Here is a 15,417-nt window from a genome sequence, read left to right as displayed (position 1 = left end):
CAGATAATGTGAACAACTTTGAAACATTCGTTAACAGAAGCAGTTACAGATTGTTTCAAGAAGCGGCGCGAGCACTTTGCGCTAACTGAAGCCTGGCCCATACCGGCTTCGTCGCCCGGATTACCACTGACGTCATAGCCGATGGACCTTGTTCGCGTCGCGCTCGACGTGCCCCTTTCCCGCTTCTTCGACTACCGCCTGCCCGTGGGCGAGTCGCTGAGTTCGGACGACATCGGCCGCCGCGTCCGCGTCCCCTTCGGCTCGCGTTCGCGCATCGGCATCATCGTCGAACTGCCGGCGACGACCGACGCCTCACCCGAGCAATTGCGCCCACTCGAGGCAATCCTGCGCGACCTGCCGCCGTTGCCGCCGGACTGGTTCCGTCTCACCCGCTTCTGCGCCGCCTACTATCAGGCGCCGCTCGGCGAGGTGATGCTGTCGACGCTGCCCAAGGGCCTGCGCCGCACCGATCCGCCCAAGGCGCGCGCACCCAAACGCAAAGCCACGCCACCAGCCGCGGAAATGCCGCCGGCCCTGACCGAAGGCCAGCGCGCCGTACTGGATGCGATCGTCGATCCGGCGGGCGACAAACCAGCGTCGGCTGCGCCAGCCAGCGACTTCGCCGCCTACCTGCTGCACGGTGTCACCGGCGGCGGCAAGACCGAGGTCTACCTGCGCCTGATCGAACGCGCGCTCGCCGCTGGCCGGCAGGCGCTGCTGCTCGTCCCCGAAATCAACCTGACGCCGCAACTCGAGGCGCGCGTCGCCGCACGTTTTCCGCAGGCGGGGCTGGTCAGCCTGCACAGCGAACTGACCGAAGCGGCGCGCACGCGCGCCTTCCGCGCGGCCTTCCTCGGCGAGGCGCGCATCGTCCTCGGCACGCGGCTGGCGGTGTTCACGCCGCTGCCCGATCTCGGCCTGATCGTCGTCGACGAGGAGCACGACGCGTCGTTCAAGCAGCAGGACGGCCTGCGCTATTCGGCGCGCGACGTTGCCGTCTTTCGCGCCCACGAACGCGGCGTGCCGATCGTCCTTGGCTCGGCGACGCCGTCGCTGGAAAGCTGGGCGAATGCCAACGCCGTCTTCAATCCGCCGAGCGCGAAGAGCGCTGAAGCACGTCCGGCAACGCGCTACACGCTGCTCTCGCTGCCGGCGCGTGCCGTCGCCGGTGCGGTCCTGCCGCCACTGCGCTGCGTCGATACACGGCGCGAGAAGCTGCAGGACGGCCTGTCGGCGGCGCTGCTTGCGGCCATCGGCGAACGGCTGACGCGCGGCGAGCAGAGCCTCGTCTTCCTCAATCGCCGCGGCTACGCGCCGGTGCTCTCGTGCACCGCCTGCGGCTGGGTGGCGCGTTGCACGCGTTGCACCGCCAACCTGGTGCTGCACCTCGCCGACCGTCGCCTGCGCTGCCACCACTGCGGCTTCGAGCAGCGCATCCCGCCGGCCTGCCCGAGTTGCGGCAATCAGGACATCCTGCCCTTCGGCCGCGGCACGCAGCGCATCGAGGAAGTGCTGTCGGCACGTTTTCCGGAAGCGCGCATCGTCCGCGTCGACCGCGATTCGGCGAAGAGCCGCAAGCAGTGGGAGGCGCTCCTAGAACGCATTCACGGCGGCGACGCCGACATCCTCGTCGGCACGCAGATGCTCGCCAAGGGGCACGATTTCCCGAGGCTGACGCTGGTCGGCGCGATCGGTGCCGACGCCGCGCTGTTCGCCGCCGACTGGCGCGCGCCGGAACGGCTGTTCGCGCAGTTGCTGCAGGTTGCCGGCCGCGCCGGCCGCGCCGGACTGCCGGGCGAGGTGCTGATCCAGACCGAGCAGCCGCAGCACCCGCTCTATCAGGCGCTGGCGCGCCACGACTATCCCGCCTTCGCCGCGCAACAGCTCGCCGAGCGCGCGCAGGCGGGGTTTCCGCCCTACGCCTATCAGGCGATGCTGCGCGCCGAAGCGCCGCTGATGGAAGAAGCGATCGCCTTTCTCGCTGCCGCGCGCGCATGGCCGGAAATCGCCAGCCACACGGCGGTAATGTGCTACGACCCGGTGCCGATGCGCCTCGCTCGGCGCGCCAACTACGAACGCGCGCAATTGCTGGTCGAATCGTCGTCGCGGCGCGCCCTGCAGGCTTTCCTCACGCCGTGGCGCGAGTTCGTTGCGGCGACGCGCGTCTCGTCACGCCTGCGCTGGCACCTCGAGGTCGATCCGCTCGAATTCTGAGCGCGTCGCCCTGCCGGCGTTCAGCCGGCGGCGAGCAACGCCGCCGCCTCGGCGACGCTCCACAGTCCCGCTGCACCGAGCACGCCAGCCGAATCGCCGAGCGCGTGGCGAACGACGCGCGTCGCCAGCGTCGGCGAAAAGACGTGCGCCGGCAGGCGCTTCGCAACCTCGTCAGCGAGATCGGGCAGGTTGGCCATGCCGCCGCCGAGGACGATCACCTCGGGATCGACGATGTTGATCACCGCCGCCAGTGCGCGCGCCAGACGTTCGTGATAGCGCGCCAGTGTCGCCAGCGCCCGCGCATCGCCAGAGGCGGCGGCAGCGACGATTTCTTCCGGCGAGCACGCCACGCCGCCAAGCCGCCGATGGTCGGCAGCGAAGCCCGGCCCCGACAGCCAGGTTTCGACGCAGCCGGAACGGCCGCAGTAGCAGGCAGGCGGCGGCAGCCCGTCGGCCACCGGCAAGGGGTTGTGCCCCCACTCGCCGGCAATGCGGTTGGCGCCGGCAAGGACGCGGCCATCGACGACAATGCCGCCACCGACGCCGGTGCCGAGAATGACGCCGAAAACCAGCGCCGCTCCGCGCGCGGCACCTCCCAGCACCTCGGCCAGTGCGAAGCAGTTGGCGTCGTTGGCCAGACGCAGCGGACGGCCGAGCAGCGTTTCGAGATCCGCACGCAACGGCTTGCCGTTCAGGCAGGTCGAGTTCGAGTTGCGCAGTGATCCGTCGCCGCCCTCGCTGCCCGGCGTGCCGATGCCCACCGTCGCCCGTGCGCCGAGCTCGGCTTCAGCGCCCTGCACCAGTGCGCCGATCGCCGCGAGCGTCGCCGCGTAGTCGCCCGCTGGCGTCTCCACACGTCGGCGCAACAGCAGTTCGCCGGCGGCGTCGAGTGCCGCTACCTCGATCTTGCTGCCGCCGAGGTCGATTCCGATGCGCAAGGCCATCATTCCTCCACTGTTCAACGAAACGAGCCGGCACCAGCTGCGCCTTCGCGGGCGCTGTATTGGCGAAAGCGAGGCCGGCGGATGCTTGAGCGGATGAGCCCGCTGATCACTGAAACACAATGCGAGGCTTCCGCCAGCGCAGGCAAGTCCGTGCCCAGCGAGACGCGTGGCCCCGTCTCTGCTCAGGCCGCCGCGGACGCCTTGAGCGCAAGGCGAAGATATTCGCAGACATGCTTTGCCGTGATGTCCTCGGCAACCAATAGCTTGATATGGCGCCGCAACTTGCCTTCACCCTCAAGCACCTTGAACTCGTCAGGGAACGAAGCACCCGCACCGAACTCCAGCGAAACATGCCGGGCATAGGAAAAGACGCCGCAGAAGGGCTTGCCGGCGGAGAACAGGATGCCGCCGTACTTCACCTCCTCGGCAACGGAAGAATCGAGCCCCAGAATGATTTCCCGCAGCGCGTAAACGAGCTCGAAGCGTTCCTGATCGAGCAGGCGTATGTCCTCAAGCAACCTCGAAACGCGCTCGGCGGGCATGGCGTCAGGACTTGTAGAACTGCTTGAATTCAGGGGCGGGCTCGCGCTCGGAATAGATGTAGAGGACGACGCCGTTGGGGTCTTGAACGGCAAAGCCGCGATCGCCCCAGGGATGATCTTCAAGCGGCATCACTGCGGGCAGACCCGATGCCGCGAGTGAGCGGAACTCGGCGTCCACATCGGACACGCGGAAGTTATACGTCAGGCCCGCGGGATTGCAGGCCTCCTGGTCGGGTTGAGGCGCCATGAACTGCAGCGACGCCCCTTCTCCGAACTCGAGGTTGACATACCAGCCACAGTCAAAGCTGGTCTTGGCGCCAAAGTGCCTGACGTAGAAATCGCGGGACTCCGCGACCTTCTCGGTGATGATGCACGGGGACAGTGACTGAGCGCGCATGGGGACTCCCTAACATTTGAGTGCCAGAGGCAATGATCCAGGGTACAACGGCGGACCACAACTTCGCGGTTCTGGCGGAGAAGTCTTTGTCTTTCACGCCCGTTGCCAGTTCTGAGCCATCAGCAGCCAGTGCGCGCACCGAGGTTTGGTAGCTGTAAACGAAACTGGCAAAGTTGTTCGGGCATGGGCCGAGCTAACTCGCTTCGAACTGCAATGCCGGCAGAACGCTCGCAGGCTCCCCGGCGTCGTCTTCAAGCTGGGCGATGGCCGCCGTGTAGCGGGCGAGGATGTCGGTCTGTGCGCCGAGAGTGATGCCGAGATCGCGCACCAGCCCGTCGTCGAGGCCGAAGATCCAGCCGTGCACGAAAACCTCCTGTCCGCGTGCCCAGGCGTCGTGCAGCACGGTCGTCTGGCCGACGCTGAGCACCTGTTCGATGACGTTGAGCTCGCACAGGCGGTCGATGCTGGCGGCAGTGTCGGCACAGCGATCGAGCAGCGCCTGATGCTTGCGGCGAACGTCCTGGATGTGGCGCAGCCAGTTGTCGACGAGCCCGAGGCGCAGATCCTCGTGCGCGGCGCGCACGCCGCCACAGCCGTAGTGGCCGACGATCAGGATGCGCCGTACCTTGAGCACGTCGACGGCGTACTGCAGCACCGAAAGCAGGTTCAGGTCGCTGTGCACGACGACATTGGCGATGTTGCGGTGGACGAACACCTCGCCCGGCAACAGGCCGAGGATTTCGTTGGCCGGAACGCGCGAATCGGAACAGCCGATCCACAGGTATTCCGGGTTCTGGATGCTGGACAGTCGCTCGAAAAAACCTTCGTCGGTGGCGGTCATGCGCGCCGACCACTCGCGGTTGTTGGCAAACAGCTTCTCTAGATCGGGCATCGCTGGCTTTCTTTCGGGGACCGGCTGCGTACCGGAACAGCCGGCATTTTACTCCCCGCCCCGCGACTTGCCGAATCCGCGCTCCCCGGCCGCCTTGCCGCGCTTGCGGCGCGGCGGCGCCAGGGCGACAATCGACCGCGACACAGCTGCCGTTCCGGCGCTGTGCGTCGTACTCAAAGCGGGGGTTGCACCATGCTGGTCAGGTTCCATTCGAGCGTCGCCGGCGAACTGTTCATGTTCGCGCCGGTAGCGCATGCACTGCTCGACTTCATCGGCAAGCGCGCCGATGCGCGTGGTGTCATCACCGCCGAGCAGCTGGCTGACGCCATCGCGCGCCTGCAGCAGGCGGTTGCCGCTGGCGGCAGCCTGCCGCTTCCCTGCGAGGCCGAGCCGCAACTCGATCGTGACGGTCGCCCGGAAACGCCGGTCAGCCTGTCGCGCCGGGCTTTCCCCTTGATCGACCTGTTGCAGCGCACGCAGCGCGACGAGGGCTACATCCTCTGGGAAGCGCCGCAGGACTTCTAGTCCGCGCGCCTCGCCGCCAGCCAGTCGACCAGCGCGGCGAAAGGCATCGGCCGCGCGAAAAAGTAACCCTGGCCGATGGTGCCGCCCTGAGCACGGACGAACTCGGCTTGCGCCGCCGTTTCGACGCCTTCGGCGACAGTGGCGATGCCGAGCTTGCGGCCGAGCGCGATGATCGTTTCGGCGAACATGCCGCCACGCGTCGTTCCCTTCGCTTCCTGCATTGCTTCGCCGCCGCTGGTGTCGGCGCCAATCTCGTCGATGAAGCTGCGGTCGATCTTCAGGCAGTCGATCGGCAGCTCGCGCAGATGGTTGAGCGATGAATAGCCGGTACCGAAATCGTCGATGGCGATGCGCGCGCCGGCGCGTTTGAGCGCGCGCAGCGTGTTGGCGACGATCTTCGGTTCGTCCATCGCCACGCTTTCGGTGATTTCGAGTTCGAGCGCGCCGGCCGGCAGCGCATGGCGCGCCAGCGTCTCGCTGATCAGCGTCGAGAAATGCGGTGAGCGGAACTGCGGCATGCTCACGTTGACGGCGATGTGGCGCGGCGCCAGCCCCAGTTCGCGCAAGCGTGCGAAGGCGGCGCAGGCTTCGACGACCACCCATTCGCCGATATCGACGATCAGGCCGGAATACTCGGCGAGCGGGATGAATACCGAGGGCGGATGCACGAAGCCCTCGCCGTCGGCCTGCGGCCAGCGCGCCAGCGTTTCGATGCCGACGATCTCGCCGCTGTCGAGCGCCACCTGCGGCTGATACCACAGCGCCAGCTTGCCGGCGTCAAAGTCCTCGCGCAGTTGGCGGATGATCTCCAGCCGGCGGCGCGGGCTGTCTTCCATCTCGGCGATGAAGTATTCGTGATGCAGGTGCAGGCTGCTCTTGGCGCGGCCGAGCGCGATACTGGCGCGCTTCAGCAGCGAAATCCCGGACAGTCCACCCTCGAGCACGCGCGACAGGCCGATCGACGCGCTTACCGGCAGCGAGTGCTCGCTCACCGCAAACGGCGTGGCAAATATCCGGAACAGATTCTCCGGGTTGATCAGTTCCTCGCTGCCGATCAGCCCGAACACGTCGGCGCCGATGCGCGCCAGCCGGCTCTTGCTGCCAAGCTCCTGGCGCAGCCGCTGCGCGATCGCCTGCAGCAGCGCGTTGCCGACGTCGTGACCGAGGCCGTCGTTGATGTCGGCAAAGTGCTCGATGTCGAGCAGCGCGACGACGCTGTTCGGCTCGCACACCGCAGCGAGTGCGTCGAGATCGAGGATGAAGCGGGTGCGGTTGGCGAGCTGCGTCAGGCCGTCGACGTGGGCCGACGAAAGAACTTCTTCGACCAGCCTGACCTTGCCGAAACAGGCGCTCAGGTTGGCCGCGAAGACTTCGACCAGGCGCCGCTGCCCTTCGGCGAGCGCCGGTGCGTCTGCCGCGAGCTCGAAATAGACGACCGCGGCCTGGACACTGTTGCGCAGATAGAGCGCACCGCGCCGGCCGCTGAACAAGGTCCTGCCGCTGGCAAAGGTACGCGCGACCAGCGCCAGCGCGCCGCCATCGTCGGCGATGCCGTGCGCAGTATGCGCCTTGTCGGCAAAGCGACCGCAGGCGCAGAGCAGGCGTGGCGCCGCCTGCTCGCCACCCTCCCCGGGCACGCAGAAGAAGCCGTCGAAAGGATGCGCAAGCAGCGCCTTGAGCTGGCCGAGCATGCCTTCACCGAAGGCAAGAACGCCCTTCTGTCCCATCAGCTCGCCAGCCGCGCGCACAATCAGCTCAAGGCCGCGGCGGCTGTCGGCAATCTCGCGTAACTGCCGGTACGAGCGCAAGGCGGCGGTCAGCGTGGTGATCAGGCGCGTGCGTGTCAGTTCGGCCTTGGTGCGGTAGTCGTTGATGTCGAAATCGTTGAACACCGCGAGCTCGGGCGCATAACCGGGCTGGCCGGTGCGCAGGATGATGCGCGTCTCGGTCATTCCCAGCCGGCTGCGGATCTGTCCGACCAGCGCCAGCCCGGCGTCTTCGGACTCCATCACCACGTCGAGCAGGATCAGCGCGAAGTCGCGATCAGCGTCGAGCAAGGCCAGCGCTGCGTCGCTCGAGTGCGCATGCGCCAGCGTCAGCGGCTGGCCGAGAATGCGCACTCCAGCCAGCGCGAAGCGCGTCGCCGCGTGCACATCCTCGTCATCGTCGACGATCAGCAGCTTCCAGCCGGACTCTTTCACCGGGGCAGGCGCCAGCGGGCCGTCATCGAGCGGCAGCAGCAGGTCATCAAGTTCGGTCATCGTGCATTTCCAGGACTGGATGATTGAGGGACTAAAGCGGCAGGGTGCCGAAACGCAAAAGCGCGCGCTTGAGGCGGTCGGCTCACGGCGCCACGGGCTCGACGCACAGCGTGATGCCGAATTGCCGCCGCACGTCGGCGCTGACGGCAGCGGCCAGCGCGGCGACGTCGGCGGCGCAGGCGCCACCATGGTTGACGAGGACCAGCGCTTGCTTCTCGTACATGCCGACCGGGCCGAGCCGGCGGCCTTTCCAGCCGGCGCGCTCGATCAGCCAGCCGGCGGCGAGCTTGACGCTGCCGTCGGCCTGCACATGCTGCGGCATGCCGGGGAAGTCGCTGGCGAGGCGCCGGGCCTGCAGCGCATCGACGATCGGGTTGTGGAAGAAGCTGCCGGCATTGGGCAGCGTTGCCGGATCGGGCAGCTTGCGCCGGCGTAGGGCGACGACCGCAGCGGCGATCTTCCTGGCGTCGTCGGCAGCATCGCCGCGTAGCGCGCGCTCGGCGCATTGCGCCAGTTCCTCGCGCAGCCCAGCGTAGTCGAGCAGCGGCTGCCAGCGCTTGGGCAGGCGAAAGATCACCTCGGTGACGACGATGCGCCCGTCGCGATGCCAGCCGGCCTGCTTGAACACGCTGTCGCGGTAGGCAAAACGGCAGTCGGCGCGTGTGAAGTGACGCGTTTCGCCGCTGGCAAAGTCGTAAGCCGCGAGCGAGTGCAGGCGGTCGCCGACCTCGACGCCGTAGGCGCCGATGTTCTGGATCGGCGCGGCGCCGACGGTACCGGGGATCAGCGCCAGGTTTTCCAGTCCCGGCCAGCCCTGCGCCAGCGTCCAGTCGACAAACTCGGGCCAGGATTCGCCGGCGCCGGCGCGAACATAACGCGCCTCGTCGTCCTCGCCGATCAGTTCGCGGCCGCGCAGCGCGATCTGCAGCAGCAGCCCGTCGAATTCGCCAGCACCGCCGCCGAGCACGACGTTGCTGCCGCCACCGAGGACGAAACGGCGCGCGTCCCGGAGCGTGGTGTGAGCGCGCACTTCGGCTAGTCGGCTCGCCGAATCGACGCGGCCGAACAAGGCGGCGCGGGCTGACAGAGCCAGCGTATTGAAACCGGCGAGCTCGACGCCGGTACGAATCCAGTCTGGGAACATGATGGTGGACGAAAGGGCAGCCGGCATTCTAACCGCGATTTCCGGCGTTCCCGACGGGGGCGGCAAACGTCCGGGAAAAGAGCGCGCGGACGCGGGTCGGGTTCGCGCCGGGGACGCTCAGCAGGGGCTACCGAGGCGAAGGTGGCGGTGGCCGTGGCGCCGGGCGATGCCCGGCCGCCGCCCTGCGATCGCGTCTCAGAGCACTGGCGCCAGCCAGCGTGTCGCGTCGTCAGTGCTGATGCCGCTGCGTCGTGCCCAGTCGTCGAGCTGGTCGCGGCCGATCTTGCTGATCGCGAAGTAGCGCGCCTGCGGGTGCGCGAGGTAGAAGCCCGAAACCGACGACGCCGGACTCATCGCGAAGTTCTCGGTCAGCGTCATGCCGACCTGCCGTTCGGCGTCGAGCAGCTGGAACAGCGGTCCCTTCACCGTGTGGTCGGGACATGCCGGATAGCCCGGCGCCGGGCGGATGCCGCGGTAGCGCTCACCGATCAGTGCTTCGGTATCGAGCGCCTCGTCGGCGGCGTAGCCCCAGTGCTGGCGTCGCACCTCGGCGTGCAGCCACTCGGCAGCGGCTTCGGCGAAGCGGTCGGCGAGCGCCTTCAACATGATCGCGCGGTAGTCGTCGTGCGCCGCCTCGAATTCGGCGAGCTTCTCTTCAATGCCGACGCCGGCGGTGACGGCGAAGGCGCCGATCCAGTCGGGCGTGCCGCGCGGCGCGACAAAGTCGGCCAGGCAGCCGTGCGGCTTGCCCGGCGGACGTTCGTGCTGCTGGCGTAGGTTGCGCCAGACGAGAACGGTCTCGCTGCGCGTCTCGTCGGCGTAGACCTCGATGTCGTCGCCGACCGAGTTGGCCGGGTAGAGGCCGAACACCGCGCGCGCGCCAAGCCAGCGCCCGGCGATCAGTTCCTTGAGCATCGCCTGGCCGTCGGCATAGACGGCACTCGCCGATTCGCCGACCACCTCGTCGGTGAGGATGCGCGGGAAAGGTCCGTGCAGGTCCCAGGCCTGGAAGAACGGACCCCAGTCGAAATACTCGGCGAGCGTCGCCAGATCGATGTCGGCGATCACTTGTCGGCCCAAGTGTCTGGGCGCGAATGGGCGGTAAGCGGGATCTTCATCCCAGCGGCAGGCATTGGCGCGCGCGGCAGCGAGCGTCACCAGCTTGCTCCCCTGCTTCTTGGCGTGCTGGCTGCGCACGCGCTCGTGTTCGGCGACGATCTCGGCACGGTAGGCGTCGCCCTGCTCTTCCGAAAGCAGCTTGGAGACGACGCCGACGGCGCGCGACGCGTCGGGAACATAGATCACCGGCTGCGTGTAGTTCGGCGCGATCTTGATCGCCGTGTGCGCGCGGCTGGTCGTCGCGCCGCCGATCAAGAGCGGCTGTTCGAAGCCCTGGCGCTGCATTTCGGCGGCGACCTGGCTCATCTCTTCGAGCGAAGGCGTGATCAGGCCGGAGAGGCCGATGATGTTGGCGCCCGAATCGCGCGCCGCGGCGAGGATCTTCTCGCACGGCACCATGACGCCCAAGTCGATCACGTCGTAACCGTTGCAGCCGAGCACCACCGAGACGATGTTCTTGCCGATGTCGTGCACGTCGCCCTTGACAGTGGCGATGACGATGCGCCCCTTGGCCTGCGAGGCGCCGGTGCGTGCCTTCTCGGCCTCGATCCACGGCAGCAGGTGGGCGACCGCCTGTTTCATCACGCGCGCCGACTTGACCACCTGCGGCAGGAACATCTTGCCGGCACCGAACAGGTCGCCGACGGCGTTCATGCCGCCCATCAGCGGGCCTTCGATCACCGCCAGCGGCGGCTGCCCGGCGGCTTCGAGTTCGGCGCGCGCCGCCTCGGTATCCTCGACGATGAATTGGGTGATTCCCTTGACCAGCGCGTGCGTCAGCCGCTCGGCGACCGGCAGCGAGCGCCAGGCGAGGTCCTCGACCAGCACCTTGGCCGAACCCTTCACCGTCTGCGCGAAGTCGACCAGCGCCTCGCCGGCCTCGGGCGACCGGTTGAGGACGACGTCCTCGACGCGCGTGCGCAGTTCGGCCGGAATCTCCTCGTAGATACCGAGTTGCGCCGCGTTGACGATGCCCATCGACAGGCCGGCGCGGATGGCGTGGTAGAGGAAGACGGTGTGGATCGCTTCGCGCACCGGGTCGTTGCCGCGGAAGCTGAAGCTGACGTTGGAGACGCCGCCCGAGATCTGCGCATACGGCAGATGCGCGCGGATCCAGCGCGTCGCCTCGATGAAGTCGACGGCGTAGTTGTCGTGCTCGGCAATGCCGGTAGCGATGGCGAAAATGTTCGGATCGAAGATGATGTCTTCGGGCGGGAAGCCGATGCCGACGAGCAGGTCGTAGGCGCGCTTGCAGATCTGCGTCTTGCGCGCGTAGGTGTCGGCCTGGCCCTGCTCGTCGAAGGCCATCACCACCGTCGCCGCGCCGTAGCGACGGATCAGCCGCGCCTGCGCGAGGAACTTCTCCTCGCCTTCCTTGAGCGAGATCGAATTGACGATGCCCTTGCCCTGCAGGTTCTTCAGGCCGGTCTCGATGACTTCCCACTTCGACGAGTCGACCATCACCGGCACGCGCGCGATGTCGGGTTCGGAGGCGATCAGCTTGAGGAAGCGATCCATCGCCGCCTTGGCGTCGAGCATCGCTTCGTCCATATTCACGTCGATCACCTGCGCGCCGGCCTCGACCTGGTTGCGCGCGACGGCCACCGCCTGCTCGTACTCGCCGTTGAGGATCAGCCGGGCGAAGGCCTTCGAGCCGGTGACGTTGGTGCGTTCGCCGACATTGACGAACAGCGAGTCGGCGCCGACGTTGAGCGGTTCCAGCCCCGACAGGCGCAACTGCGGCGCAATCGCCGGAATGCGCCGCGGCGGCAGTCCGGCGAGCGCCTGCGCAATGGCGCGGATATGGTCGGGCGAGGTGCCGCAGCAGCCGCCGGCGATGTTGACGATGCCCGTCTCGCCCCATTCGCGGATGGCGTCGGCGAGCATTTCCGGCGTTTCGTCGTAGCCGCCGAAGGCGTTGGGCAGGCCGGCGTTGGGGTGCGCCGAGACGAAGCAGTCGCAGCGGCGCGACAGCTCCTCGACGTGCTGGCGCAGCTCGTGCGCGCCGAGCGCGCAGTTGAGGCCGAAGGACAGCGGCCTGGCGTGCGCCAGCGAGTTCCAGAAGGCCTCGGCGGTTTGTCCCGACAGCGTGCGTCCGGAGGCGTCGGTGATGGTGCCCGAGATCATGATCGGCAGGCGGCTTCCGACCGCGTCGAAGAAGGCTTCGACCGCAAACAAGGCCGCCTTGGCGTTGAGCGTGTCGAACACCGTCTCGATCAGGATGATGTCGGCGCCGCCCTCGGCCAGCCCGCGCACCGCCTCGGTGTAGTTGGCGACGAGTTCGTCGAAGCTGACATTGCGGTAGCCGGGGTCGTTCACGTCGGGCGAGATCGACGCCGTGCGCGACGTGGGCCCGAGCACGCCGGCGACGAAGCGCGGCTTGTCCGGGTTTTGCGCGGTGAATTCGTCGCACACCTCGCGCGCGATGCGCGCGCCGGCGACGTTCAGTTCGTGCACCAGCTCTTCAAGACGGTAATCAGCCTGCGAGACGCGCGTCGCGTTGAAGGTGTTGGTCTCGATGATGTCGGCGCCGGCCGCCAGGTAATCGGCGTGGATGCTGCGGATGATGTCGGGCCGGGTGAGCAGCAAGAGGTCGTTGTTGCCCTTGAGGTCGTGCGCGTGCGCGGCGAAGCGCTCGCCGCGGTAGTCGGCCTCCTTCAGCCCGTGGCGCTGGATCATCGTGCCCATGGCGCCGTCGAGGATGAGGATGCGACGTTCGAGCAGGGCCTTGAGTTCTTCGCTGCGGTCAGCTTGCATGGGCGCGGGCATGGCGTGTTCCTGGAGCAAATGGCAACCCTGCGCGGCGCCGGGTGGCGCGGGCAGGGCTGCGGCTGCCGCCGGCAGGGGGCTGGCGGCGAACGTTAGGGGCGGGGCTTGACCGGCTTCGCGCTGCCGGCCAATGCCTCAGGCGTCGAGCGCGGCGTTGCTGTAGACCACCTGCACATCGTCGAGGTCCTCAAGTACGTCGAGCAGGCGCTGCATGCGCACGGCGTCGTCGCCGGCGAGATCGATTTCGGCTTCCGGACGCATCGTCACCTCGGCGACCTCGGCCTTGAAGCCAGCGGCTTCAAGCGCGTCCTTGACGGCGAAAAAGTCATTGGCCGGCGTCAGCACTTCGATCGAGCCGTCATCGTGCGTCAGCACATCGTCGGCGCCGGCTTCGATGGCGGCGTCCATCAGGTTCGCTTCGTCGGTGCCCGGGGCGAAGAGCAGCTGCCCGCAGTGCTTGAACTGGAAGGAAACGCAGCCGTCGGTGCCCATATTGCCGCCGTACTTGGTGAAAGCGTGGCGGACTTCGGCGACGGTGCGCGTCTTGTTGTCGGTGACACAGTCGACCATGATCGCGGCGCCGGCGATGCCGTAGCCTTCGTAGCGCACTTCGATGTAATCGACGCCTTCGAGTTCGCCGGTGCCCTTCTTGATCGCGTTGTCGATCTTGTCCTTGGGCATGTTCACGCCCTTGGCCTTATCCACTGCCGCGCGCAGGCGCGGGTTGAAGGTCGGGTCGCCACCGCCCATGCGCGCGGCAACGGTGATTTCCTTGGCGACGCGCGAGAAGGCGGCGCCGCGCTTTTCATCCTGGCGACCCTTGCGGTGCTGGATATTTGCCCATTTGCTATGACCTGCCATGGTGACCTCTTGACTCGCCGACCGCCCACGGTCGCGCTCGAAACGGGTTGGAAAGATTGGGAAAGCCTGCCGTACCATCAGGCGCGGCAAAACGCGACATTATACCGGCTGGCGGCGCTCAGGCGATTGCCCGGTGCCGCGCCCTGCCCTGCTAGAATCGGCGCATTCATTTCGCACCGGAAAACTCCAACATCATGGCTGCTCCTCTCGAAATCGCGCGTCACGCCGACACCCCGCTCACGCTGCTGCCGGCGCTGGCCAATCGGCATGGACTGATCACCGGCGCCACCGGCACCGGCAAGACGATTACGCTGCAGGTGATGGCCGAACGCCTGTCGGCGATTGGCGTGCCGGTGTTCATGGCCGACGTGAAGGGTGATCTGTCCGGGCTGGCGGCGAGCGGCACCCTGTCGCCGAAACTTGCAGCGCGGCTCGAGTCGCTCGGCGTCGCCGACTTCAGCCCGGTGAAGTTTCCGGCGGTGTTCTGGGATGTCTTCGGCGAACAGGGCCATCCGGTGCGCGCCACCGTCTCCGACCTCGGTCCGCTATTGCTGGCGCGTCTGCTCAACCTCAACGACACGCAGGCCGGCGTGCTGCAGCTGGTGTTCAAGATCGCCGACGATGCCGGCCTGCTGCTGCTCGATCTCAAGGACCTGCGCGCGATGGTGCAGCACGTCGGCGACAACGCGAAGAGTTACACCACCGAATACGGCAACATCTCGGCGGCATCGATCGGCGCCATCCAGCGCGGTGTGCTGACGCTCGGCGAACAGGGCGGCGAGCATTTCTTCGGCGAGCCGATGCTCGACATCGCCGACCTGATGCAGACCGACGACGGTCGCGGCATCATCAATATCCTTGCCGGCGAAAAGCTGATGGGCTCGCCGCGGCTGTATTCGACCTTCCTGCTCTGGCTGCTTGCCGAACTGTTCGAGCAGCTTCCCGAAGTCGGCGACCTCGACAAGCCGAAGCTCGTCTTCTTCTTCGACGAGGCGCACCTGCTCTTCAACGAGGCGCCGCCGGCGCTGCTCGAGAAGGTCGAGCAGGTGGTTCGCCTGATCCGCTCGAAGGGTGTCGGCGTCTATTTCGTGACGCAGAACCCGCTCGACATTCCCGACACCGTCCTTGGCCAACTCGGTAACCGCGTGCAGCACGCCTTGCGCGCGTTCACGCCGCGCGACCAGAAGGCGGTCAAGGCGGCGGCGCAGACCTTGCGCGCCAATCCGGCCTTCGACGCCGAGGCGGCGATCACCGAACTTGGCGTCGGCGAAGCGCTGGTTTCCTTCCTCGACGAAAAGGGGCGGCCGGCGGTCGTCGAACGCGCTTTCGTGCTGCCGCCAGCGTCGCGCATCGGCCCGCTGAGCGCCGACGAGCGGCAAACGCATATCCGCGCCTCGGCGATCTACGGGCACTACGAAGCCGCGGTCGACCGCGAGTCAGCCTACGAAAAGCTCAAAGGCAAGTCGGCGGCAGCAGGCAACGGCCGTGCTGCGCCGCCGGCCGGCGAAGCGCCCAGCGAATCCGGCGGCGGCTGGTTCGGCGCGCTCGGCGGCCTCGGCGATCTGCTCGGTGGCGCGGCGGCGGGCAGCGGCAGCCGCGCGCGCGGTGGCGATTCGGTGATCGGGGCGGCGGCGAAGAGCGCAGCGCGCGCCGTCGGCTCGCAGATCGGCCGCGAAATCGTGCGCGGCGTGCTCGGCTCAATTCTCGGCGGTCGCCGCCGTTAAGCTCAATTCTGTAACGATTTCCTAG

At 67.4% G+C, this 15,417-nt stretch carries 11 protein-coding genes; 3 read left to right on the top strand and 8 right to left on the bottom strand.

Annotated elements, in window-relative coordinates:
- Positions 1–141: 141 nt before the first annotated feature.
- Positions 142–2,214, top strand: a complete 2,073-nt coding sequence (locus GGD90_RS02535; RefSeq protein WP_153114871.1) for a primosomal protein N' — start codon at positions 142–144, stop codon at positions 2,212–2,214.
- A 20-nt stretch (positions 2,215–2,234) separates the two neighbouring features.
- Here the strand turns inward: GGD90_RS02535 and GGD90_RS02530 are convergent, their stop codons facing one another.
- The 4 genes from GGD90_RS02530 to can form a co-directional block, all read right to left on the bottom strand.
- Positions 2,235–3,158: an ROK family protein gene (locus tag GGD90_RS02530; RefSeq protein WP_153114872.1), complete on the bottom strand. Its 924-nt coding sequence runs from the start codon at positions 3,156–3,158 to the stop codon at positions 2,235–2,237.
- Between the two features lie 182 nt (positions 3,159–3,340).
- Positions 3,341–3,700 carry a DUF1801 domain-containing protein gene (locus tag GGD90_RS02525; RefSeq protein WP_153114873.1) on the bottom strand — a complete coding sequence of 120 codons (360 nt, stop codon included), beginning with the start codon at positions 3,698–3,700 and terminating at the stop codon, positions 3,341–3,343.
- A 4-nt stretch (positions 3,701–3,704) separates the two neighbouring features.
- Positions 3,705–4,097, bottom strand: coding sequence for a VOC family protein (locus GGD90_RS02520; protein ID WP_153114874.1), 393 nt, complete (start codon positions 4,095–4,097; stop codon positions 3,705–3,707).
- 193 nt (positions 4,098–4,290) lie between these two features.
- Complete coding sequence (can, locus tag GGD90_RS02515) at positions 4,291–4,989, bottom strand: carbonate dehydratase (RefSeq protein ID WP_153114875.1); 699 nt, start codon at positions 4,987–4,989, stop codon at positions 4,291–4,293.
- 192 nt (positions 4,990–5,181) lie between these two features.
- On the opposite strand from can, the gene GGD90_RS02510 reads away from it, so the two are divergent.
- Entirely contained in the window at positions 5,182–5,514 is a 333-nt protein-coding gene (locus GGD90_RS02510) for a DUF1840 domain-containing protein (protein WP_153114876.1), read from the top strand.
- Here GGD90_RS02510 and GGD90_RS02505 read toward each other — a convergent pair.
- The 4 genes from GGD90_RS02505 to GGD90_RS02490 all read right to left on the bottom strand — a co-directional run bounded on the left by GGD90_RS02505 (position 5,511) and on the right by GGD90_RS02490 (position 13,668).
- The gene (locus tag GGD90_RS02505) at positions 5,511–7,775 is read right to left on the bottom strand and encodes a GGDEF/EAL domain-containing response regulator (RefSeq protein ID WP_184414898.1); all 2,265 of its coding nucleotides are present in this window, start codon (positions 7,773–7,775) and stop codon (positions 5,511–5,513) included. The two genes, GGD90_RS02510 and GGD90_RS02505, sit on opposite strands and share 4 nt — an antisense overlap.
- An 82-nt stretch (positions 7,776–7,857) precedes the next feature.
- Positions 7,858–8,946: a UDP-N-acetylmuramate dehydrogenase gene (gene murB / locus GGD90_RS02500; protein WP_228273601.1), complete on the bottom strand. Its 1,089-nt coding sequence runs from the start codon at positions 8,944–8,946 to the stop codon at positions 7,858–7,860.
- Between the two features lie 168 nt (positions 8,947–9,114).
- Positions 9,115–12,795 (bottom strand): methionine synthase, encoded by a 3,681-nt coding sequence (gene metH, locus GGD90_RS02495; RefSeq protein ID WP_153115150.1) that lies wholly within the window; start codon positions 12,793–12,795, stop codon positions 9,115–9,117.
- 147 nt (positions 12,796–12,942) lie between these two features.
- Positions 12,943–13,668, bottom strand: a complete 726-nt coding sequence (locus GGD90_RS02490; protein WP_153114878.1) for a YebC/PmpR family DNA-binding transcriptional regulator — start codon at positions 13,666–13,668, stop codon at positions 12,943–12,945.
- A 194-nt stretch (positions 13,669–13,862) separates the two neighbouring features.
- Here GGD90_RS02490 and GGD90_RS02485 point away from each other — a divergent pair, with 194 nt between their 5' ends.
- Positions 13,863–15,392, top strand: a complete 1,530-nt coding sequence (locus tag GGD90_RS02485; RefSeq protein WP_153114879.1) for a helicase HerA-like domain-containing protein — start codon at positions 13,863–13,865, stop codon at positions 15,390–15,392.
- The last annotated feature ends 25 nt before the right edge of the window (positions 15,393–15,417 follow it).

The organism is Rhodocyclus tenuis, assembly GCF_014197755.1.
GTDB classification, from domain to species: Bacteria; Pseudomonadota; Gammaproteobacteria; order Burkholderiales; family Rhodocyclaceae; genus Rhodocyclus; species Rhodocyclus tenuis.
This window is presented reverse-complemented; position numbering and strand designations above follow the sequence as displayed.